The sequence below is a fragment of the Streptomyces sp. NPDC048566 genome (genome assembly GCF_043199735.1).
Classification (GTDB): domain Bacteria; phylum Actinomycetota; class Actinomycetes; order Streptomycetales; family Streptomycetaceae; genus Streptomyces.
Map to the genome: position 1 here is coordinate 221,540 of NZ_JBICWL010000004.1, position 21,420 is coordinate 242,959.

Annotated in this window: 18 protein-coding genes; 8 read left to right on the plus strand and 10 right to left on the minus strand. The window is 69.0% G+C overall.

Translation table 11 applies throughout. The annotated features are described in order from the left end of the window. Nucleotides 1-123: 123 nt before the first annotated feature. Nucleotides 124-1,590, minus strand: a complete 1,467-nt coding sequence (locus ACGFS9_RS09885; protein ID WP_393251871.1) for a CCA tRNA nucleotidyltransferase — start codon at nucleotides 1,588-1,590, stop codon at nucleotides 124-126. A 221-nt stretch (nucleotides 1,591-1,811) separates the two neighbouring features. On the opposite strand from ACGFS9_RS09885, the gene ACGFS9_RS09890 reads away from it, so the two are divergent. From ACGFS9_RS09890 to trxA, 7 genes are all read left to right on the plus strand, one after another. Then, a complete protein-coding gene (locus ACGFS9_RS09890) occupies nucleotides 1,812-4,229 on the plus strand; it encodes a DUF6049 family protein (protein WP_393251873.1) in 2,418 nt (805 codons plus the stop codon). Nucleotides 4,230-4,275: 46 nt separating this feature from the next. Beyond that, the gene (murJ, locus tag ACGFS9_RS09895) at nucleotides 4,276-6,519 is read left to right on the plus strand and encodes a murein biosynthesis integral membrane protein MurJ (protein ID WP_393251874.1); all 2,244 of its coding nucleotides are present in this window, start codon (nucleotides 4,276-4,278) and stop codon (nucleotides 6,517-6,519) included. Between the two features lie 118 nt (nucleotides 6,520-6,637). Continuing rightward, the gene (locus ACGFS9_RS09900) at nucleotides 6,638-8,353 is read left to right on the plus strand and encodes a serine/threonine protein kinase (protein WP_393251876.1); all 1,716 of its coding nucleotides are present in this window, start codon (nucleotides 6,638-6,640) and stop codon (nucleotides 8,351-8,353) included. A 28-nt stretch (nucleotides 8,354-8,381) separates the two neighbouring features. Then, entirely contained in the window at nucleotides 8,382-9,113 is a 732-nt protein-coding gene (gene sigM, locus ACGFS9_RS09905; RefSeq protein WP_393251877.1) for an RNA polymerase sigma factor SigM, read from the plus strand. Further along, nucleotides 9,110-10,018, plus strand: a complete 909-nt coding sequence (locus tag ACGFS9_RS09910) for an anti-sigma factor family protein (RefSeq protein WP_393251879.1) — start codon at nucleotides 9,110-9,112, stop codon at nucleotides 10,016-10,018. The genes sigM and ACGFS9_RS09910 overlap by 4 nt, the downstream gene beginning before the upstream one ends. A gap of 237 nt (nucleotides 10,019-10,255) precedes the next feature. Next, nucleotides 10,256-11,221 carry a thioredoxin-disulfide reductase gene (gene trxB / locus ACGFS9_RS09915; RefSeq protein WP_393251881.1) on the plus strand — a complete coding sequence of 322 codons (966 nt, stop codon included), beginning with the start codon at nucleotides 10,256-10,258 and terminating at the stop codon, nucleotides 11,219-11,221. A 41-nt stretch (nucleotides 11,222-11,262) separates the two neighbouring features. Then, complete coding sequence (trxA, locus tag ACGFS9_RS09920; RefSeq protein WP_393251882.1) at nucleotides 11,263-11,595, plus strand: thioredoxin; 333 nt, start codon at nucleotides 11,263-11,265, stop codon at nucleotides 11,593-11,595. 166 nt (nucleotides 11,596-11,761) lie between these two features. Here trxA and ACGFS9_RS09925 read toward each other — a convergent pair whose 3' ends face one another. The 9 genes from ACGFS9_RS09925 to rpmH all read right to left on the minus strand — a co-directional run bounded on the left by ACGFS9_RS09925 (nucleotide 11,762) and on the right by rpmH (nucleotide 18,805). Continuing rightward, nucleotides 11,762-12,379 (minus strand): GNAT family N-acetyltransferase, encoded by a 618-nt coding sequence (locus tag ACGFS9_RS09925; protein ID WP_393251883.1) that lies wholly within the window; start codon nucleotides 12,377-12,379, stop codon nucleotides 11,762-11,764. A 329-nt stretch (nucleotides 12,380-12,708) separates the two neighbouring features. Further along, the gene (locus tag ACGFS9_RS09930; RefSeq protein WP_393251884.1) at nucleotides 12,709-13,800 is read right to left on the minus strand and encodes a ParB/RepB/Spo0J family partition protein; all 1,092 of its coding nucleotides are present in this window, start codon (nucleotides 13,798-13,800) and stop codon (nucleotides 12,709-12,711) included. Then, nucleotides 13,797-14,870, minus strand: coding sequence for a ParA family protein (locus ACGFS9_RS09935; RefSeq protein ID WP_393252097.1), 1,074 nt, complete (start codon nucleotides 14,868-14,870; stop codon nucleotides 13,797-13,799). The genes ACGFS9_RS09930 and ACGFS9_RS09935 overlap by 4 nt, the downstream gene beginning before the upstream one ends. Before the next feature lie 367 nt (nucleotides 14,871-15,237). After that, nucleotides 15,238-15,954, minus strand: coding sequence for a 16S rRNA (guanine(527)-N(7))-methyltransferase RsmG (gene rsmG / locus ACGFS9_RS09940; RefSeq protein WP_393251886.1), 717 nt, complete (start codon nucleotides 15,952-15,954; stop codon nucleotides 15,238-15,240). A 161-nt stretch (nucleotides 15,955-16,115) separates the two neighbouring features. Beyond that, nucleotides 16,116-16,625, minus strand: coding sequence for a protein jag (locus ACGFS9_RS09945; protein ID WP_393251888.1), 510 nt, complete (start codon nucleotides 16,623-16,625; stop codon nucleotides 16,116-16,118). Nucleotides 16,626-16,640: 15 nt separating this feature from the next. Continuing rightward, nucleotides 16,641-17,921: a membrane protein insertase YidC gene (gene yidC / locus ACGFS9_RS09950; RefSeq protein WP_393251889.1), complete on the minus strand. Its 1,281-nt coding sequence runs from the start codon at nucleotides 17,919-17,921 to the stop codon at nucleotides 16,641-16,643. A 3-nt stretch (nucleotides 17,922-17,924) separates the two neighbouring features. Beyond that, complete coding sequence (gene yidD, locus ACGFS9_RS09955) at nucleotides 17,925-18,278, minus strand: membrane protein insertion efficiency factor YidD (protein WP_393251891.1); 354 nt, start codon at nucleotides 18,276-18,278, stop codon at nucleotides 17,925-17,927. Beyond that, nucleotides 18,275-18,646 carry a ribonuclease P protein component gene (rnpA, locus tag ACGFS9_RS09960; protein WP_393251892.1) on the minus strand — a complete coding sequence of 124 codons (372 nt, stop codon included), beginning with the start codon at nucleotides 18,644-18,646 and terminating at the stop codon, nucleotides 18,275-18,277. Before rnpA ends, yidD begins: the two co-directional genes overlap by 4 nt. A 21-nt stretch (nucleotides 18,647-18,667) precedes the next feature. Further along, nucleotides 18,668-18,805, minus strand: coding sequence for a 50S ribosomal protein L34 (gene rpmH, locus ACGFS9_RS09965; protein ID WP_006381191.1), 138 nt, complete (start codon nucleotides 18,803-18,805; stop codon nucleotides 18,668-18,670). A 397-nt stretch (nucleotides 18,806-19,202) separates the two neighbouring features. Between rpmH and dnaA the strand changes: the two genes are divergently transcribed. Further along, nucleotides 19,203-21,287, plus strand: a complete 2,085-nt coding sequence (gene dnaA / locus ACGFS9_RS09970) for a chromosomal replication initiator protein DnaA (RefSeq protein ID WP_393251893.1) — start codon at nucleotides 19,203-19,205, stop codon at nucleotides 21,285-21,287. Nucleotides 21,288-21,420 lie beyond the last annotated feature (133 nt).

A 21,420-nucleotide genomic window follows, 5' to 3' on the forward strand; every position in this document is an offset into this window, starting at 1 on the left:
CCTCCAACCACCACGCCCCCCCCCCCCCCCTGCGCGGGGGTTTGCCGCCACCCCCCCCCCCCCCCCGCCCGGGGTGTGTGGTGATTATGTTTACCATCACCACCCCCCCCACCGCCGCACCGTTCAGCTCTGCTCGGCCCACCACTCCTTGAGCGCGGCGGTCGCCGCTTCCTGCTCCATCGGACCGTTCTCCAGCCGCAACTCCAGGAGGAACTTGTACGCTCTGCCGATCGCAGGACCGGGTCCGACCCCCAGAATGTCCATGATCTGGTTGCCGTCGAGGTCCGGACGGATCGCATCGAGCTCCTCCTGCTCCTGCAACTGAGCGATGCGGTCCTCCAAGCCGTCATAGGCGCGTGAGAGCGCACCCGCCCGCCGCTTGTTCCGCGTGGTGCAGTCGGAGCGGGTCAGCTTGTGCAGGCGGCCGAGGAGCGGCCCGGCGTCCCGGACGTAGCGTCGGACGGCCGAATCCGTCCATTCGCCCGTTCCGTAGCCGTGGAAGCGCAGGTGCAGCTCGACGAGGCGCGAGACGTCTTTCACGAGGTCGTTCGCGTATTTGAGTGCGGTCATCCGCTTCTTGGTCATCTTGGCGCCGACGACCTCGTGATGGTGGAACGAGACCCGCCCGTCGCTCTCGAAACGACGGGTCCGCGGCTTGCCGATGTCGTGCAGCAGGGCGGCCAGACGAAGGACGAGGTCGGGACCGTCCTCCTCCAAGGCGATCGCCTGCTCCAGGACGATCAACGTGTGCTCGTACACGTCCTTGTGCCGGTGATGCTCGTCGCTCTCCAGCCGCAGCGCGGGGAGCTCGGGAAGCACGTGCGCGGCCAGGCCGGTGTCGACCAGCAGGGTGAGCCCCTTACGGGGATAGGCCGAGACGATGAGCTTGTTCAGCTCGTCCCGCACACGCTCTGCCGAGACGATCTCGATGCGTCCCGCCATGCCCGTCATGGCCTCGACGACCTCGGGCGCCACCGCGAAGTCGAGCTGCGCGGCGAATCGGGCGGCTCGCATCATACGGAGCGGATCGTCGGAGAAGGAGTCCTCCGGTGCCCCCGGGGTGCGCAGCACGCGGGCGTCCAGGTGGTCCAGACCGCCGTGCGGGTCGATGAACTCCTTCGCCGGCAGCGCGACCGCCATCGCGTTCACGGTGAAGTCCCGGCGGACGAGATCTTCCTCGATGGAGTCGCCGTAGGAGACCTCGGGCTTGCGTGAGGTCCGGTCGTACGCCTCGGATCGATACGTGGTGATCTCGATCTGGAACGTCTGCTCCCCGTCCTCCCCGCGAGCGGCCTTCTGCGCTCCGACGGTGCCGAAGGCGATTCCGACCTCCCACACGGCATCCGCCCAGGGCCGGACGATCCGCAGGATGTCCTCCGGGCGGGCATCCGTCGTGAAGTCCAGGTCGTTGCCGAGCCGGCCGAGGAGCGCGTCGCGGACCGAGCCGCCGACCAGAGCGAGGGAGAACCCCGCCTCCTGAAAGCGGCGGGCGAGCTCGTCGGCGACAGGGGACACCCGCAGCAGTTCGCTGACCGCACGGCGCTGTACCTGACTCAGGGCACGGGGATTGTCTTCATTGGCGTTCGGCACAACAGAAAAGGGTACGTGGCCGGGACGTCGCGAAGCGCCTCGATAAAACTTGTACCGGGGACCCAGGTTTCCCAGTGATCGATAGACCCACATACAGGACAGTCGGCGCTCTCCGCCGATCTTGTGGACCACTCCGCGGCACTTACCCTCAGCGCGCATCGTTACCATGCGTGGACGCACATTCCGACGACCACTGACGACGACGAGGGACGGGCGAGCGCGTGGCCGAGGCGGCAGACTTCCAGGGGACGAGTGCCTCACCTGCCCGTCGGTGGCTCCGGCGCGGCGGTGCGCTGCTGGCCGGGGCGCCGCTGCTGGCCGGGCTGTTCCTCCCCCTCGGTACGCCCGCCCAAGCCGCCGAGAAGGCTGCCGTGGCCGATGCCGCGGGCTCGGGCGGGGTCGACATCAGCATCGACTCGCTGACTCCCAGCGCTCCCGCGGACGGCGACACCGTCACCGTCGCGGGTTCGGTCACCAACCGGACCAAGCAGACCGTCACGGACGCCCATGTGGGCATCCGGGTGGGCTCCTCCCCGCTGGCGACACGCTCCGCCATCGACACCGCGGCCAGACTCACCAGCTTCCAGCCGGGCCTCGACGCCGCCGAGGTCGGCGGCAAGTATGTCGCGAAGGTCACGCGACTCGCGTCGGGCAGTTCACAGAACTTCAGCATCTCGGTGCCGGTCAAGGACCTCGACCTCGGCGACGAGGGGGTCTACCAGCTCGGTGTCTCCCTCACGGGCCGGACCACGGCCCGGCCCTGGGACCAGGTGCTCGGGATCAAGCGGACGTTCCTTCCCTGGCAGCCCGACACAGCGGACACGAAGACGAAGACGACCTTTCTCTGGCCTCTGATCTCCACCGTGCACCTCACGGCGGAGACCGGCTCGGACAAGCAGCAGACCCCCGTCTTCAAGAACGACGACCTGGCGAAGGCGATCTCCCCGGGCGGTCGGCTGGACCAGCTCCTGTCCCTGGGCAGCGGGCTCGACGTGACCTGGGTGCTCGATCCGGATCTGCTGGCCTCGGTCGACGCGATGCGGGGCGGATACCGCATCCAGCAGGCGGACGGCACCACCGTCGCCGGGAACAACCAGGACGTGGCCAAGACCTGGCTCGACAAGCTGGAGAAGACGGTCCAAGGGCAGAAGATCGTCGCCCTCCCCTTCGCCGATCCCGACATCGCCTCCCTCGCCCACACGGGCAGGAGCGTCGCCGGTTCCCTGAGTCACCTCAAGGACGCCACCGACGTGGCCGCGAGCACGGTGGAGACCATCGTCCATGTGAAGCCCAGCACGGACTTTGCCTGGCCCGCGGAGGGCGCGATCGATCCGTCGATCGTGAAGGTGGCCACCTCGGCCGGCGCGGACACGGTGATCGCCCGCAGCGACAGCCTCCGCGAGACGGGCAGTCTGTCCTACACGCCGAACGCCGCGCGCCCCATCGGGGGCGGCACCACGGCGGTGGTCGCGGACGAGCGGCTCTCCACGGCGTTCCAAGGCGACATGCTGAACGCCGGTACCTCCACCCTCGCCGTCCAGACGTTCCTCGCCCAGAGCTTGATGATCAATCTTCAGGACTCGGCCCAGCGCTCCGTCGTCGTCGCCCCGCAGCGCATGCCCAGCGCCAGCCAGGCCCAGACGATGGCCGAGGCGCTGAGGGCCCTCCAGCGCGGGGGCTGGTCGGAGAACCAGGGACTGGCAGCGGCGGCCAAGGCCAAGCCGGACCCGCGCGCCACCACACGGGTCCCTTCGGCCTCCTCGTACCCGTCGGCCCTGAAGAAGCAGCAGTTGTCCGCGGCCGCCTTCGAGTGGATGCAGAGCACCCAGTCCACGCTCGACAGGTTCAAGGTGATCCTCACCGATCAGTCGCGTGTGGTCACCCCCTTCGGCAGGGCCATAGACCGCGGGATGTCGACGTCCTGGCGTGGTCGATCCGCCGAGGGCGAGACCTTCCGCGAGGGGGTGAACTCCTACCTGGACGGACTCACCGGGCTGGTTCACCTCATCAAGAAGTCGGACGCGAAACTCTCCGGGCGCAGCGCCACGATCCCGGTGACCGTCCAGAACAACCTCGTCCAAGGTGTCGACAACCTGGTGCTGCGCCTCACCTCGCAGCAGCCGACCCGACTCAAGATCGGCGACGGTCCGTACGACGAACAGCCCATCAGGGTCGCGGGCGAGCACAGCCAGTCGGTGAAGTTCACCACCTCCACCAAGGCCAACGGTCCGGTGAAGGTGGTCGCCCAGCTGTACACGGAGGACGGCCAGCCCTACGGCGATCCCGTGCCATTCGAGGTGAAGGTCACCGAGATCACCTCCACGGTCATGCTGGTCATCGGAGGCGGCGTCCTGCTCCTCGTGCTCGCCGGGTTCCGTATGTACACCCAGCGCAAGCGGGCCGCGGCCCGGCAGGGCGAGGACGGGCCGGACGCCGGGCCCGGGGCCGACGCCGTGAACGAGGATGCGGACGCAGGCACCGTGGACACGGGCGACGCCGAGGACACCGGGGTGACGCCCGGGAACACGGCGGGTCCCGCGTACGGTGCGGAGGGCCCGGGGCAGCCGAGTGACCCGACACCGGACACCGCTCCGGAAAGCACCGACCCGTCCGGCACGGGTGAGAGAGTGGACCGTTGAGCGATGTCGTGGCCGGTGGGCCCGGGGACGATGAGGTGGGGTAACCATGAACGCGCCGTACGACGGTGACCGCGGACAGGGCGCGGGTCCCTCGGGCTTTCCCGAGGAGTACCCGGGCCGGGACGCGGACCGCTCCGGCTACCCCGAGGGCGCGCCGGACGCGGGCCAGAGTCCGCAGGGGCATCCCGCGGACATGTACCTCCAGGACGCCTACGACCAGGATCCCTATCGAGGGCAGGACCTCTCGGCGCAGGATCCGGTGACGGAGGCGTTGTACGACCGTGCCGCGCATCCTCCGCCGCCTCCCGGGGCGTACCACCACCAGCAGCAGCTCTACGCCCAGCCGCCCACACCGCAGTACGCCCCCGACCCGCGGGTGTGGGCTCAGACGCCCCCTCCGGAGCCGGCGGGGCCGACACGGCACCTTCCGTACGGAGACGACGCCCGGACCACCCAGTACGTGGGGGTGGACGACCTGGTCACCCAGGCCGGCGAGGGAGAGCACGAGCCCGATGCCTTCGCTCACCTCTTCCGCGACCAGCAGCAGGGCGGCTCCCGCGGCACCCATGCCCCGGCCGGGGTCCCCGCGCCGGCGGCGGAAGCCGCTCCGCCGGCCGCCGAGCCTCCGATGCCACCCGCACCGGCTCCGGCGAAGTCGGGCGGCCGGGCCTCCGGCTTGCTGAAGTCCAGCGCGGTGATGGCCGCGGGCACCCTGGTGTCCCGCCTCACCGGGTTCGTGCGCACCATGATCATCACGGCGGCGCTCGGTGCGGCGGCGCTCGGCGACGCCTGGACCGTCGCGTACACCCTGCCGACGATGATCTACATCCTGACGGTCGGCGGCGGACTCAACTCCGTTTTCGTTCCGCAGCTCGTGCGGTCCATGAAGGAGGACGAGGACGGCGGCGAGGCCTACGCCAACCGCCTGCTGACGCTCGTCATGGTCGCGCTGGCCGTGATCGTCACCGCGGCGGTCTTCATCGCGCCGTTGCTGATCCATCTGATGTCGGACTCCGTCGCGAGCAATCAGGCCGCCAACAACGTGGCGGTCACCTTCGCCCGGTACTGCCTGCCCACGATCTTCTTCATGGGTGTTCACGTGGTCATGGGCCAGATCCTCAACGCCCGCGGCAAGTTCGGCGCGATGATGTGGACTCCGGTCCTGAACAACATCGTCATGATCTGCACCTTCGGAATGTTCCTCTGGGTCTACGGGACCGCACAGCACTCCGGTATGCGGGTGGAGAACATCCCGCCGGACGGCGTTCGGCTGCTCGGTGTCGGCACCCTGCTCGGCCTCGTGGTCCAGGCCCTGGCCATGGTCCCCTACCTGCGCGAGGCCGGTTTCCGCTTCCGCCCGCGCTTCGACTGGCGGGGCCACGGACTCGGCAAGGCCGTCCACCTGGCCAAATGGACCGTCCTCTTCGTCCTGGCCAACCAGGCCGGCGTCATCGTCGTCACCCAGCTGGCGACGGCGGCACAGGAGGCCTCGGGCAAGGGCGGAACAGGCATCCTGGCCTACTCGAACGCCCAGTTGATCTGGGGCATGCCGCAGGCGATCATCACCGTGTCCGTCATGGCCGCCATGCTTCCGCGGATCTCGCGGGCCGCCCACGACGGCGACCCGGGTGCCGTCCGCGACGACATCTCGCAGGGACTTCGCACCTCGGCCGTGGCGATCGTCCCCGTGTCCTTCATGTTCATCGCGCTCGGCGTCCCCATGTGCACCCTGCTCTTCGGGTCGAGCGGGCTCGGCGCGGCCGAGTCCCAGGGCTACGTCCTCATGGCGTTCGCGCTCGGCCTCATCCCCTTCTCGGTGCAGTACGTGATCCTGCGCGGCTTCTACGCCTACGAGGACACGCGCACCCCCTTCTACAACACGGTGATCGTGGCCGGCGTCAACGCCGCCGCGTCCGCCGTCTGTTACATGGTGCTGCCCGCTCAGTGGGCGGTCGTCGGCATGGCCGGCGCCTACGGCCTGGCCTACGCCGTGGGCGTCGGAGTGGCCTGGCAGCGGCTGCGCAAGCGTCTGGGCGGCGATCTGGACGGCTCGCGTGTGCTGCGGACCTACGCCCGCCTCTGCCTGGCGTCCATCCCGGGCACCGTGGTGGGCGGCGCTGTCGGCTTCGCCGTCACGCGCGTTCTCGGCCATGGAGCGATCGGCTCGATCGCCGCACTCGTCGCCGGATCGATCGCACTGCTCGGGCTCTTCTACGTCGCCGCGCGCAAGATGCGTATCGAGGAGCTCAATTCGATGGTCGGAATGGTCCGCGGGCGCCTGGGGCGCTGAGGCGGGGGTACGCGCACAACCATCGTCCGCCGCCGTGTGTCGTGCATAGCGCCGGACTGTGGGCACAATTGGTTTCTGCGTCGGACAGCGCGCAACGGATGGGGAGGCAGGGACGACGGTGGCGGAACGGAGCACGTCTGCCGTCGACGTGGCAGACAACAGCGGCGACGAGCCGCTGACCGCGAAGGCGGACCAGTCCACGTCCGACGGGGTGGCCCAAGACCGGGAGCGGGAAACGGACAGCCAAGAGGCACAGCGGAGCGGCGGGCCCGAGAGCCCGGAGAAGGCAGCACCGCCCGAACTGCACAGTGGTCACAAACTCGCGAGGCGCTACCGCCTCGAGGAGTGCGTCACCCGTCTGGACGGCTTCAGCAGCTGGCGTGCGGTGGACGAGAAACTCCGCCGTGCCGTCGGGGTCCACCTGCTGCCGGCCGATCATCCGCGGGCCCGCTCGGTCCTCGCGGCGGCCCGGTCCTCCGCCCTGCTGGGCGATCCCCGCTTCGTCCAGGTGCTGGACGCCGTCGAGGAGAACGACCTCGTCTACGTGGTGCACGAGTGGCTGCCCGATGCCACCGAGCTGACCGCGCTCCTCGTGTCCGGGCCTCTCGAGGTGCACGAGGCGTACCAGATGGTCAGTCAGGTCTCGCAGGCCATGGCCGCCGCCCATCGCGAGGGTCTCGCGCACCTGCGCCTCACGCCGGGTGCCGTGCTGCGGACCTCGTCGGGGCAGTGGCGCATCCGCGGGCTCGCCGTCAACGCGGCACTGCGCGGGATCAGCTCCGACACCCCCCAGCGCACGGACACCGAGGCCATCGGAGCGCTTCTGTACGCCTCTCTCACCCAGCGCTGGCCGTACGAGGAGGACGCCTACGGCCTCTCCGGGCTCCCCAAGGACATCGGTCTGATCGCACCCGACCAGGTACGGGCCGGAGTGCACCGCGGCCTGTCGGAGCTCGCCATGCGCGCGCTCGCCAATGACGGGGCGACCGCGTCCCGCCACGAGTCTCCGTGCACCACTCCGGAGGAACTGGTCAAGGCGATCGGTGAGATGCCCCGCATCCGCCCCCCGGAGCCGGCCTTCACCGCCCCGCCCGAGTACCAGCGCACGTCCTACCAGCAGGGCACGTACGGCCGCCCGTCCACTCCGGGCGCCACCCCGTCCGTGGGGGCTCCGCCGCCTCCGCTGCAGAGCCGGACGGGCAAGGCGCTGAAGTGGGCCGTGTCCGCGCTGCTCATCGCCGCTCTCGGACTGGGCAGTTGGCAGCTCGCCGACGCGCTCATGGATCGGGGCAACAAGTCGGACGACACCAAGCAGACCCACACGACGGACGGCAACGACAAGAACAGCGACGACACCAAGCCGGTCCGGCCGATCACGGTCGAGGGCGCCCGCGAGTACGTGGCCGAGGGCTCCCCCCAGGCACCGGAGGACGTGGCGAACACCTACGACGGCGACAGCGACACGTACTGGCGCACGAAGAAGTACAACGCCGGCCCCAAGCTCGCCCCGTACAAGCCGGGTGTCGGCATCGTCTACGACCTCGGTTCCGCTCGGACCGTGTCGGCGGCCTCGATAGGGCTCCGGTACGCGGGCGACCACACGACGGTCCATCTCTACGCCACGGATTCCCTGACCCCCTCCGCATCCGTGGATGGGATGAAGGAGATCGGCACCGCCACCACGACGGGAACCACCATGAAGGTGAAGGCGGCCAAGACGGTGAAGACGCAGTACGTGCTCCTGTGGATCACGGATGTGCCGAACGCTCCCAGTGACGGATACAGCAGTGCCGGCTACAAGCAGGCGGTCACGGACGTGAAGTTCACCGGCTGACAGCGGTCGACGAGGGGGAGGGGGTCCGATGGGTCATGACGCCGTGTCCGGTGGCGCGAGCGACCAGGACCTCCTGTCCCGGCACGTGGCTGGCGACCCCGACGCCTTCGGCGAACTCGTCAGACGCCACCGCGACCGGCTCTGGGCCGTGGCCCTGCGGACGCTGGGAGACCGCGAGGAGGCCGCTGACGCCGTCCAGGACGCCCTCGTATCCGCCTACCGGGCCGCCCACACCTTCCGGGGCCAGTCGGCCGTCACGACCTGGTTGCATCGCATCACCGTGAACGCGTGCCTGGACCGCGCCCGCAAGGCAGCGTCCCGACGGACCTCACCGGTCGAGGACACCCAGCGCTTGGAGCAACTTCTCGAGCCCCACGAGTCGGCCTCCGCCCCGGCCGAGCGCAACGACCTGCACCGTGAGCTCATCGCCGCGCTGAACACGCTCCCCGCCGATCAGCGTGCCGTTCTCGTCCTGGTGGACATGCAGGGCTACCCCGTGGCGGAGGCGGCGCGTGTACTCGACGTACCGACCGGCACCGTGAAGAGCCGCTGCGCCCGGGGGAGGGCCAGACTCCTTCCTCTCCTCACCCATCTGCGGACCCAGGGCCCGGATGAGAAGGCACCCGAGAAGTCGGACCGAGGACGGAACCGGACGCAGGGGACATCCGTCCCACCAGCAGCCGAGCCGCGCGACACACACCCTCGTGACGCGGGGGCGAGTGACGACAGTGCAGTGAAGGGCGGAGGTGGGCGAGCGTGACATCCACGGCGGACACGGCCGGACACCCGGACGTCGCGGAGCTCTCCGACCTCACCGAAGGTCTGCTCCCGGCATCGCGGTCCGAGGCGGTACGTCGGCACGTGGACGGCTGCGCGCTCTGCGCCGACGTGTACGACTCACTGGAGGAGATCAGGGCGCTCCTCACCGATCTGCCCACCCCGGGGGAGATGCCGGTCGACGTCGTCGGCCGGATCGATGCGGCCCTGGCAGCAGAGGCTCACCCCGACACAGCGACGGCCGATGAGCCCACCGAGGGCGACACGGCCAGGGCGGCCGGACATGTTTCACGTGAAACATCGACGGATCGCCCCTCGGGGCACCCTCGTGCCGCGACGGGACCGGGTCGCCTCCGTCGGGTCCGTCGGCGGCGGGGAACCGTCACCCTTCTCGGAACCGCTGTCGCAGCCGCCGTGCTCGGGGTCGCCGTCGTTCTGGTGCAGACCGTGGGGGGCCACGGATCCGGTGACAAGACCCCGGCTGCCCGTCCACTGGACTCCAGCGCACCGGACACGTTTTCCGCGGCCACGTTGCGGGGCGACGTGGCCGACCTCCTCCGGCAGAAGCGGTCGGCCAAGCCTTCGGGCACCGTCAAGCCCTGGGGCGTGCAGTCGCAGGACACAGGTGCCGACTCCGGTGACGTCGGCACCCTCATGACGCCCACGCCGTCCGTGCCGAACTGCGTCCGGCAGGGAACCGACGACACCGGAGCACTCCTGGCGGCCAAAACCGGCACCTACGAGGGGAAGGACGTCTTTCTCCTCCTGATGGCCGACCCGGCCGACAAGACCAAGGTGACGGCCCACATCATCGATGCCACCTGTGTGAAGCAGACCTCCCCCAAGCCGGGGAAACTGCTCCTGACACGGTCGTACCCGCGCTCCTGAACCACGCCTCCGGGTGATTGCCGGCGATCGCGAGACATCTCCGATGCCCTCTCCGGGCACCCGAATGCCGGACCACCGACGGCCGGGAGGGCACATGGCATCTCTGTGCGGGAACCCGTCTCCGTGTGCCCGGACACAGCGGGAATTGAAGCCCCTTAGGATCCGTTGGGTGGGGTGAGAGTACCGAGAGAGGCTCCCACCGGTACGTAGCAGTCTCCAGAGACGAGGAATGAAGCCGTGAGCGACGTCCGTAACGTGATCATCATCGGGTCCGGGCCCGCCGGCTACACGGCGGCGCTCTACACCGCGCGCGCGTCGCTGAAGCCGCTGGTCTTCGAGGGCGCTGTCACAGCGGGCGGTGCGCTCATGAACACCACCGAGGTCGAGAACTTCCCGGGCTTCCAGGACGGTGTCATGGGACCCGAGCTCATGGACAACATGCGCGCCCAGGCCGAGCGCTTCGGCGCGGAACTCGTGCCGGACGACGTGGTCGCTGTCGACCTCACCGGTGAGATCAAGACCGTCACGGACACCGCCGGGACGGTGCACCGCGCCAAGGCGATCATCGTGACGACCGGGTCGCAGCACCGCAAGCTCGGCCTCCCCAACGAGGACACGCTGTCCGGACGCGGCGTCTCGTGGTGTGCGACGTGTGACGGCTTCTTCTTCAAGGACCAGGACATCGCCGTCATCGGTGGTGGCGACACCGCGATGGAGGAGGCCACCTTCCTCTCGCGCTTCGCGAAGTCCGTGACCATCGTGCACCGCCGGGACACCCTCCGGGCGTCCAAGGCGATGCAGGAGCGTGCCTTCGCCGACCCGAAGATCACGTTCGTGTGGGACAGCGAGGTCGCCGAGATCAAGGGCGATCCGAAGCTCGCCGGTGTGACCCTTCGCAACCTCAAGACCGGTGAGACCTCGGAGCTCCCGGTGACCGGGTTGTTCATCGCCATCGGGCACGACCCGCGCACCGAACTGTTCAAGGGCCAGCTCGACCTCGACGGGGAGGGCTACCTGAAGGTTGCCGCCCCGTCGACGCGGACGAACCTGACCGGCGTCTTCGGTGCCGGTGACGTCGTCGACCACACGTACCGCCAGGCGATCACCGCTGCCGGCACCGGCTGCTCCGCCGCCCTGGACGCCGAGCGCTACCTCGCTGCCCTTGCGGACAGCGAGGCGGCGACCGCGGCCGCCACCGTCTGACCCCGCCTTCCCCACCGCAACAACGAATTAAGGAGCCCGCCGTGGCCGGCACCCTGAAGAACGTGACCGACGACTCCTTCGAGCAGGACGTGCTCAAGAACGACAAGCCCGTACTGGTGGACTTCTGGGCCGCCTGGTGCGGTCCGTGCCGTCAGATCGCCCCGTCGCTGGAGGCGATCGCGGCCGAGTACGGCGACAAGATCGAGATCGTCAAGCTCAACATCGACGAGAACCCGGGCACGGCCGCCAAGTACGGCGTCATGTCCATCCCGACCCTGAACGTCTACCAGGGCGGGGAGGTCGCGAAGACCATCGTCGGTGCCAAGGCGAAGGCCGCGATCGTGCGCGATCTCGAGGACTTCATCAGCGAGTAGTCGACGGCGGCCGTACACGGCGCATGTTTCACGTGAAACACGGAGAGGGCCGGCCCGCCCGGGCCGGCCCTCTCCGTGTTGGCGGGCATCACAGGGGCGTTCGGAGGGGCCGAGAGCCAGACGGAGGTCCGCCCGCCACCACGCACTGCGCAGACCTGCGAAAGCCTCAGAGAGGCCGCAGCGCTGGTTCCTTCTGCACGGCGCCGAGCAGGCGGTCCAGCGCCAACTCGACGTCTTCCTTCCAGGAGAGCGTCGTCCGCAACTCCAGCCTCAGTCGTGGATACAGGGGGTGGGGACGGACCGTTTTGAAGCCCACGGCCAGAAGGTGGTCGGCAGGCAGCACACACGCCGGCTCCTTCCACCGGGCGTCACCGAATACTTCGATCGCCTTGAAGCCCCGCTGCAGCAGATCCTTGGCCACCGTCTGCACCATGACGCGCCCCAGGCCCTGTCCCTGGTACCCCGGCAGGATGAACGACGTGATCAACTGAACCGCGTCGGGGGACACCGGACTGGTGGAGAACGCCGTCGACCGCGGGACGTAAGCAGGCGGAGCATAGAGAACGAATCCCGCCGGAACGTCGTCCACGTAGACCACGCGGCCACAGGACCCCCAGTCCAGCAGCACCGCGGAGATCCATGCCTCCTTCTCCGACGCGGCCGTCCCAGCTCCTACCGCTGCCTCACCGCTGACGGGATCCAACTCCCAGAAGACGCACGAGCGACAGCGCTGGGGAAGATCCGGGAGGTTGTCCAGCGTGAGCGGTACGATCCGACGCCCCATGAAGGATGTTCCTCGCTTCCTTCCCCCGCGGCGTCACGGGCGGATGTCAGATGGCGCCTTTCGCTGAGCAGGCTGCCGACGAACCCTCCGACGGCGCCCAGCCCCAGACCCGCGGTGACCAGTCCGGTACGGCTCACGATGTGCATGGCCCCCGCCTCCCGATGAAGGTGCTGCCAGGTGAACGCGCCATACCCCATCGCATCGTATCCACGATGCGATTCCCTCGATACCGCCAGAAAGCAAAGAGCAGGCCGTGTTCCGGTACACACCGGACACGGCCCGCTTCGCCGTTCGTCGACCGATCGGTGATCGGTCCACCAGAACCTGCCTCAGGCCTCCGTGGCGTCGGAGTCGTCGTCCGCAAGACCGTTCTGGAGGACCGGTCCCTCACCGGGTGCGAGAGAACCGAGGATGCGCTCGAGGTCTTCCATCGAAGCGAACTCGACAGTGATCTTGCCCTTCTTCTGCCCCAGGTCGACCTTCACGCGCGTTTCGAAGCGGTCGGACAGACGCGTCGCCAGCTCGCTCAGCGCCGGTGAGACCCGGCCGCCGGCACGAGGGCCCTTCGCCCGCTGAGCAGTCCGGGGACCGGACCCCATGAGGGTGACGATCTCTTCCACGGCTCGCACGGAAAGCCCCTCGGCCACGATGCGGTGGGCGAGACGGTCCTGCTCCTCCGAGTCGTCGACGGAGAGCAGGGCACGTGCGTGCCCCGCGGAGAGAACGCCCGCCGCCACGCGACGCTGAACGGACGGCGAGAGCTTCAGCAGACGCAGCGTGTTGGAGACCTGTGGACGTGAACGTCCGATCCGGTCGGCCAGCTGGTCGTGGGTACAGTTGAAGTCCTTCAGCAGCTGGTCGTAGGCCGCGGCCTCTTCCAGCGGGTTCAGCTGAGCACGGTGCAGGTTCTCCAGCAGCGCGTCCAGCAGGAGCTTCTCGTCGTCCGTGGCCCGGACGATCGCCGGAATGACGTCGAGCCCGGCCTCACGGCAGGCACGGAAGCGCCGCTCTCCCATGATCAGCTCGAAGCGCGAGGGTCCCACCTGGCGCACGACGACCGGCTGGAGCAGCCCGACCTCCTTGATGGAGGTGACGAGTTCGGCCAGGGCGTCCTCGTCGAAGACTTCGCGAGGCTGGCGCGGGTTCGGGGTGATGAAGTCGAGGGGAAGCTCGGCGAAATGAGCGCCGGCCGGAGCCTGCAGGGACTCCGTGGGCCGGTCCGTCGACGGCTCGTCCGTCTCCTGCGCGACACGTGGGAGCGTGGCGACCTTGGCCGCCGCCACTCCGCGTTCCGCAGTGAGAACGGGAGCGGGGTTCGGCGACGCCGGCCCACCCGTCGACCCGCCCGCACGCTCACCTGTGGGAGCCGCAGGGATCAGCGCACCAAGACCTCGCCCCAACCCCCTTCGTCGCTCGCTCACTGGATCCCCTCCACCATGTTCCGATCATTCCGTGCGCCCGTGTGGGCATGTTGCGCGTCGTACGACACTCCGACTCCGCGGAGGGCGATCTCGCGTGCTGCCTCAAGATACGAGAGAGCACCGCTCGAACCCGGATCGTAGGTCAGGACGGTCTGCCCGTAGCTCGGGGCCTCGGAGATGCGGACCGAACGCGGGATGCTCGTCCGCAGAACTTCCTCACCGAAGTGGCTGCGGACTTCGTCCGCGACCTGGGACGCCAGACGCGTCCGCCCGTCGTACATGGTGAGCAGGATCGTCGAGACGTGCAGGTCGGGGTTGAGGTGGCCGCGCACCAGGTCGACGTTGCGCAGAAGCTGCCCCAGACCTTCCAGAGCGTAGTACTCGCACTGGATGGGGATGAGGACCTCCGCGCCGGCGACGAGCGCGTTGACGGTCAGGAGGCCCAGCGACGGCGGACAGTCGATGAGGATGTAGTCCAGGGGCTGCTCGTACGCCTGGATCGCCCGCTCCAGCCGGCTCTCCCGGGCCACGAGCGAGACCAGCTCGATCTCGGCTCCGGCGAGATCGATCGTCGCGGGAGCGCAGAAGAGTCCCTCGACGTCGGGAACCGCCTGGACCACTTCGGAGAGAGGCTTGCTGTCGATCAGCACGTCGTAGATCGACGGAACCTCGGCATGGTGGTCGATCCCCAGCGCGGTGGAGGCATTGCCCTGAGGGTCGAGGTCGATCACCAGGACGCGGCCGCCGTGCAGTGCCAGCGAGGCGGCGAGGTTGACCGTGGTCGTGGTCTTGCCTACGCCACCCTTCTGGTTGGCGACGACCATGACGCGGGTCTGCTCAGGCCGCGGTAGGCCCTCCCCGGCGCGACCCAGCGCCTCCACAGCCAGCTGGGCAGCACGACCGATGGGAGTGTCGTCCATCGGGGGCGGTGTTTCACGTGAAACATCCTCCCCCGTCGACTCGGTACGGGGACCGGGGACCGGATCGGTCATCGGTCCCGCGATGTTGGCGTCGGACCGCAAGGATTCACTCTCCTCGACTTCAGGCTCGCAATGAACAGAGCCTCCCATGCGATCGGGGTCGTGAACCAGCGAGGCCCGTTGTTCTGTGGAGAAATCCACCTCTGTGGACACCTCGGCCCTCTTTCCGAGTGAACCAAGAGGCTTTCGCTCGCGCGGTTCGGCCGCAGCGCGGCCACGACTGATGATGCCCTGCAACAGTGAGCGACGTTTCACGTGAAACACGATGCCTAGCCGTCTGACCCATCTCGGCGCGACACTCCGACATGTGCGGGTATGCCTGCTTGTGTGGAGTACGGCACATGCGACTTCGTGCCGAGCTGATCCGCCCAAGGGCGACACCCTTGCTCAGGACACAGGAAACTCCCGGCTCCCCACACGGGAGACCGGGAGTTTCGGCGTTCCGCTCGTCCGAGGGTCAGCGGCGCCGGCGCGTCCGGCCCGTCCGGGCCGCCTTGGCCCGCTTCGCCGCGAAGCGCACGCCACCGGGGCTCTCCCCCACTTCGACGCGCACGACCGTCGACAGAGGGTCCACGATCCCCTCTCCGACCTGGAGGACCGAGGTCTCGACGGCACCGAGTTTGGCGAGCGCCGTGGCGGCGGCCTTCAGCTCCTCCTCGGCGGTGTCGCCCTTGAGGGCGAGCATCTCGCCGTAGGGCCGCAGCAGCGGGATGCCCCAGCCGGCGAGCCGGTCGAGCGGGGCGACCGCCCGGGCCGTCACCACGTGCACCGGCTGGACCTTGCCCATGACCTCCTCGGCACGGCCGCGCACGACGGTCACGTGGTCGAGGCCGAGGAGTTCCACGACCTCGGTCAGGAAGGTGGTCCGGCGCAGGAGAGGCTCCAGCAGCGTGATCTTGAGGTCCTCGCGGACGAGTGCCAGGGGGATTCCGGGGAGTCCCGCACCGGAGCCGACGTCGCACACGGTCACGTTCTCGGGGACGACCTCGGAGAGCACCGCGCAGTTCAGCAGATGACGCTCCCAGAGCCGCGGCACCTCGCGGGGGCCGATGAGCCCGCGCTGCACTCCCGCCTCGGCCAGCAGTTCCGCGTATCGGACCGCGTCCGCGAAGCGATCGCCGAATACCTCACGCGCCTGCTCGGGCGCGGGGGGAAGCTCCGCTGCCTCCGTCACGGGGGACCGTCCTTCCGTACCGCTTGGGCGCTCTGGGCGCTGATCACCAGGACTACCGGGGACTGACAGCTGTCGGGAACCCGAGCTGCCGGGACTACCAGGCTGACAAAGTTTCGGCCCCGCCTGCGCAACAGACGGGGCCGAGGAAGCGTACGTACCGATCAGGCGGGGAGCACGACGACGAAGCGCTGCGGCTCCTCGCCCTCGGACTCGCTGCGCAGGCCCGCGGCCTTGATCGCGTCGTGCACCACCTTGCGCTCGAAGGGCGTCATCGGGTCCATCTTCACCGGCTCCCCGGAGCTCTTGACCTCGGCGGCGGCCTTGGCCCCCAGCTCCGACAGCTCCTCACGCTTCTTGGCGCGGAACCCGGCGATGTCCAGCATCAGCCGGCTGCGGTCTCCGGTCTCCCGGTGCACGGCCAGCCGCGTGAGCTCCTGGAGCGCCTCCAGCACCTCGCCGTCACGGCCGACCAGCTTCTGCAGGTCGCGGCCGCCCGAGTCGCTGATGATCGAGACAGCGGCGCGGTCGGCCTCGACATCCATGTCGATGTCGCCGTCGAGATCGGCGATGTCGAGCAGACCTTCGAGGTAGTCCGCCGCGATCTCGCCTTCCTGCTCCAGGCGGGTCAGGGTGTCGCCCTCAGCGGCGGCGGAGGTGGTGCCTTCCGTCACGGGATGGACTCCTTCTTACTTCTTGGACGGGGACTTGGGCCGCTGCGGACCCTTGCGCTGTCCGGACTGGGCCTTGCTGCGGGTACCGGTGCCGGGCTGGCCGCCGGCGGCGGCCGGCTTGGCGTCCTGCGGCTCGTCGGACTTGCTCAGCGATGTCTTCGGGCCGGACTCGTCCACCGGCTTGGCACCGCCGGCGGTCACGGACGACTGGCGCTGGGACTTGGACTGCCGCTTGGGCTGCTGGCGCTTGGGAGCGGCCGGGGCCGTCGTCGTGGTGCCGTCCTCGGTCTCCACGACGGTCGCGCTGTCGCTCTTCATCACCACGCCGTCGGGCTGGGCCACGAGACCGGCCTTGGTGAGACCGTTGATGAACTTGCGCTCGAACTCGTTGCGGTCCCGGCCCTTGGCCACGATGGCCTTGACGATGACCCTGTCGCGACGGCTGCGGGTCTTGCCGTGGTGCGTCACGTGCTTCTGCAGGCGCTCCAGGTAGGCGGCCTGGGCCTTCGAACCCGGAGTGGGGTTGTTGCGGATGACGTACATCTGCTGGCCCATGGTCCACACGTTGGTCGTCAGCCAGTAGACGAGGACACCGACCGGGAAGTTGATGCCGAAGACGGCGAACATGACCGGGAAGACGTACATCAGCATCTTCTGCTGCTGCATGAAGGGCGTCTTCACCGTGGTGTCGACGTTCTTCGTCATCAGCTGACGCTGGGTGTAGAACTGCGAACCCGACATCAGCACGATCATGATCGCGGTGACGACGCGGACGTCGGTGATCGTGGCACCGAGCGCGGCGACCTTGTCGGCGCTGTCCGTGAACTTCGCCGCGAGCGGGGCGCCGAAGATGTGGGCCTGGCGTGCGCTCGCAAGCAGCTGATCGTCGATGACGCCGATCGTCTTGCCCGTCGCGATGCCGTTGAGCACGTGGTAGAGGGCGAAGAAGAACGGCGACTGGGCGAGGATGGGAAGGCACGAGGAGAGCGGGTTGGTGCCCGACTCCTTGTACAGCTTCATCATCTCTTCGGACTGGCGCTGCTTGTCGTTCTTGTAGCGCTCCTGGATCTTCTTCATCTCGGGCTGCAGCGTCTGCATGGCCCGAGTGGCCTTGATCTGCTTCACGAAGAGCGGGATCAGGCAGATCCGGATCAAAATCACCAGGGACACGATGGACAAGCCCCAGGCCCAGCCCGTGTCGGGACCGAAGATCTTCCCGTACACGGAGTGGAACTGGACGATGACCCAGGAAACGGGTGTCGTGATGAAGCTGAAAAGACTGGCAATCGTGTCCACTAATCAGGCTCCTTGAGCATGGGACGGGGTCTCGGCGGCCGGGCTCGGGGCAGTGGTGTCCCCGGTGGCCGGTTCGGCGGCGGAGGTCCCGCCCTTGCGTGCACGCCAGGCGTTACGCAGCGATTCGTGCCACCGCGGACGCTTGCGCTGCGGAACATGGTCCACACCGCCGAGCGACCACGGATTGCACCGGAGGATGCGCCAGGCGGTGAGTGCCGTGCCCTTGATCGCCCCGTGCCGGTCGATGGCCGTGTAGCCGTAGTGGGAGCACGACGGGTAGTACTTGCAGACCGGCCCGAGCAATGGGCTGATCGTCCACTGATAGATCTTGATCAAGGCCAGCAGTGGGTACTTCATCGCGCGCCCCCTCCCAGCAGCCGCTGCAGGGCGGCGTCCAGGTCTCGGGCCAGCTGTTCATGGTCGGCGTCGCCCGCACCGGGCAGCGCTCGTACGACTACCAGGCTACCGGGGGGCAACAGGGCGACCCGGTCACGCATCAAGTGGCGAAGCCTGCGCTTCACCGTGTTGCGTACCACCGCTCCGCCCACGGCCTTGCTCACGACGAAACCCGCACGTGTCTGGGGAGCGCTCTCCCCAGGCGCGTGCGGGTCCGGTGCACCGCTACGAAGGTGGACGACGAGAAGCGGGCGTCCGGCCCGGCGTCCTCGGCGTACCGCGGTCGCGAAGTCCTCGCGCCGCCTCAGCCGATGCTCGGTAGGCAGCACGAGATCATGACCTGCGAGTAATCAGGCGGACAGGCTGGCGCGACCCTTGCCACGGCGGTTCGCGAGAATCGCGCGGCCGGCACGGGTGCGCATCCGCAGGCGGAAGCCGTGGGTCTTGGCGCGACGACGGTTGTTCGGCTGGAAGGTGCGCTTGCTCACTCGGGGGCTCCAGAAAGAATCGGTGGTGGCGGGGTGCCGTCCTGGCTGTCACCGTGCGCCCACGAGGAACCTCGCTTTACGCCCGAGTGCACCGCTTCCCGATCACGCTTCGCGATCTGTGCCCATCGGAGGCAGGCGGCAGCAGCCATCGACAACTCGACCTGGTTACGGTACGCGCGGCTACGCCATCCGGTCAAACCAGTCGCTCGCGGGGGACACTGTCCACAGGCTGGGGACAACAACTTGAACCGTACCGGTCGTGCTGACTACCGTGGCTGAACTCCGATTCGTTCCGTTCTCACCGCCCCAGCGGTTTTGTTCCCCGCCCCACACCGACTGCCTGACCGACCCGTTCCCAGAACCACACGTTCGTGGGACCCGTGAGAGAGCGTGCCCTGTGGCTGACGTACCTGCCGATCTTGCCGCAGTGTGGCCGCGAGTACTGGAGCAACTCCTCGGTGAAGGCCGCGGACAGGGCGTCGAGGTCAAGGACGAGCACTGGATCAAACGCTGCCAGCCGCTGGCGCTGGTCGCGGACACCGCCCTGCTCGCCGTTCCGAACGAGTTCGCGAAGGGCGTGCTGGAGGGCCGTCTCGCCCCGATCGTGAGCGAGACGCTGAGCCGTGAGTGCGGTCGGCCGATCCGTATCGCCATCACCGTCGACGACACCGCCGGCGAGCCGCCTCCCACCCCCGCCGCCCCCCGCTACGAGGAGCCCGAGACCGTCACCGGTCCGGGCCGCGACGGGTACGACGGCCAGGAGCGCGAGGAACGCGGCACGTACGACGGCGACCGGGGGCGCGACGAGCGCGGGGCCTACGACGGCGGGCAGGGGCGGGAGGAGCGCGGCGCGCACGAGAGCCAGCGGGACGACCGCGGCTACGACGCCCCGGGCCGCGACGACCGCACCGGCTACGACGGCGGGCAGGGGCGCCACGGCCGGAGCACCTACGAGCCGCAGGGGCGGGAGGACCGCGGTCCGTACGAGTCCCAGCGGCGCGACGAGTACGAGGGGTACGGGCGGCACCGCGCCGACGACCACCGGGGCGGTCGCGCCGAACACCTGCCCGGCGCTCCCGGTGACCAGCTGCCCACCGCCCGTCCCGCGTATCCGGACTACCAGCGGTCCGAGCCCGGCGGCTGGCCCCGCCACGCGCAGGAGGACTACGGCTGGCAGCAGCAGCGCTTCGGTTTCCCCGACCGAGACCCGTACGCCTCGCCGCAGCAGGACTACCGGCCGCAGTCGATGGAGCGGCCGTCCTACGACCAGCAGCGCCAGGACTACGAGCAGCAGCGCGCCGACTACGACCAGCGCCCCGACCGGCGCGACCTCCAGGACCCCTCCGGAAGCGGCCAGGTCCGCAGGGGCGGTCCCTCGCTGCCGTCGTCGAGCGGTGCCCCCGGGCCGAAGGCGGCGCAGCCCGCGCCGGCCACCGGGCCGGGCGAGCCCACCGCGCGGCTGAACCCCAAGTACCTCTTCGACACGTTCGTCATCGGTGCCTCGAACCGGTTCGCGCACGCCGCCGCCGTGGCCGTCGCCGAGGCGCCGGCGAAGGCGTACAACCCGCTGTTCATCTACGGGGAGTCGGGCCTGGGCAAGACGCACCTGCTGCACGCGATCGGCCATTACGCGCGCAGCCTCTACCCGGGCACCCGGGTGCGGTACGTGAGCTCGGAGGAGTTCACCAACGAGTTCATCAACTCCATCCGGGACGGCAAGGGCGACAGCTTCCGCAAGCGGTACCGGGAGATGGACATCCTGCTGGTCGACGACATCCAGTTCCTCGCGGACAAGGAGTCGACGCAGGAGGAGTTCTTCCACACCTTCAACACGCTCCACAACGCGAACAAGCAGATCGTGCTCTCCAGCGACCGGCCGCCGAAGCAGCTGGTCACGCTGGAGGACCGGCTGCGGAACCGCTTCGAGTGGGGGCTGATCACCGACGTCCAGCCGCCCGAGCTGGAGACCCGGATCGCCATCCTGCGCAAGAAGGCCGTGCAGGAGCAGCTCAATGCCCCGCCGGAGGTCCTGGAGTTCATCGCGTCCCGGATCTCGCGCAACATCCGTGAGCTGGAGGGCGCGCTGATCCGTGTGACGGCGTTCGCCTCGCTCAACCGGCAGCCGGTGGACCTGGGCCTGACCGAGATCGTGCTCAAGGACCTGATCCCCGGCGGCGAGGACTCGGCTCCGGAGATCACGGCGACCGCGATCATGGCGGCGACCGCCGACTACTTCGGGCTCACCGTGGACGACCTGTGCGGCTCCTCGCGCAGCAGGGTCCTGGTCACGGCGCGGCAGATCGCCATGTACCTCTGCCGTGAGCTGACGGATCTGTCCCTGCCGAAGATCGGTGCCCAGTTCGGCGGACGGGACCACACGACCGTGATGCACGCGGACCGCAAGATCCGCGCGCTGATGGCCGAGCGCCGCTCCATCTACAACCAGGTCACGGAGCTCACCAACCGCATCAAGAACGGCTGACGAGGACGGGTCGGCTCGGTATCCGAGCCGACCGCGGCGTCCACCGAGGGGTGGGGGCGGGGGGGGCCGGGGCCCCCCCCGGGGGGGGCGGGGCGGGCGGGGGGGGCGGCGGCGCCCGTGCCCCCCCCCCCCC

Coding starts and splice junctions, on each gene's coding strand:
- sigM (WP_393251877.1), top strand. CDS start 8,382: ATGGGTCATGACGCCGTGTCCGGTGGCGCGAGCGACCAGGACCTCCTG.
- ACGFS9_RS09925 (WP_393251883.1), bottom strand. CDS start 12,379: ATGGGGCGTCGGATCGTACCGCTCACGCTGGACAACCTCCCGGATCTT.
- murJ (WP_393251874.1), top strand. CDS start 4,276: ATGAACGCGCCGTACGACGGTGACCGCGGACAGGGCGCGGGTCCCTCG.
- yidD (WP_393251891.1), bottom strand. CDS start 18,278: ATGAAGTACCCACTGCTGGCCTTGATCAAGATCTATCAGTGGACGATC.
- ACGFS9_RS09935 (WP_393252097.1), bottom strand. CDS start 14,870: ATGGGAGGCTCTGTTCATTGCGAGCCTGAAGTCGAGGAGAGTGAATCC.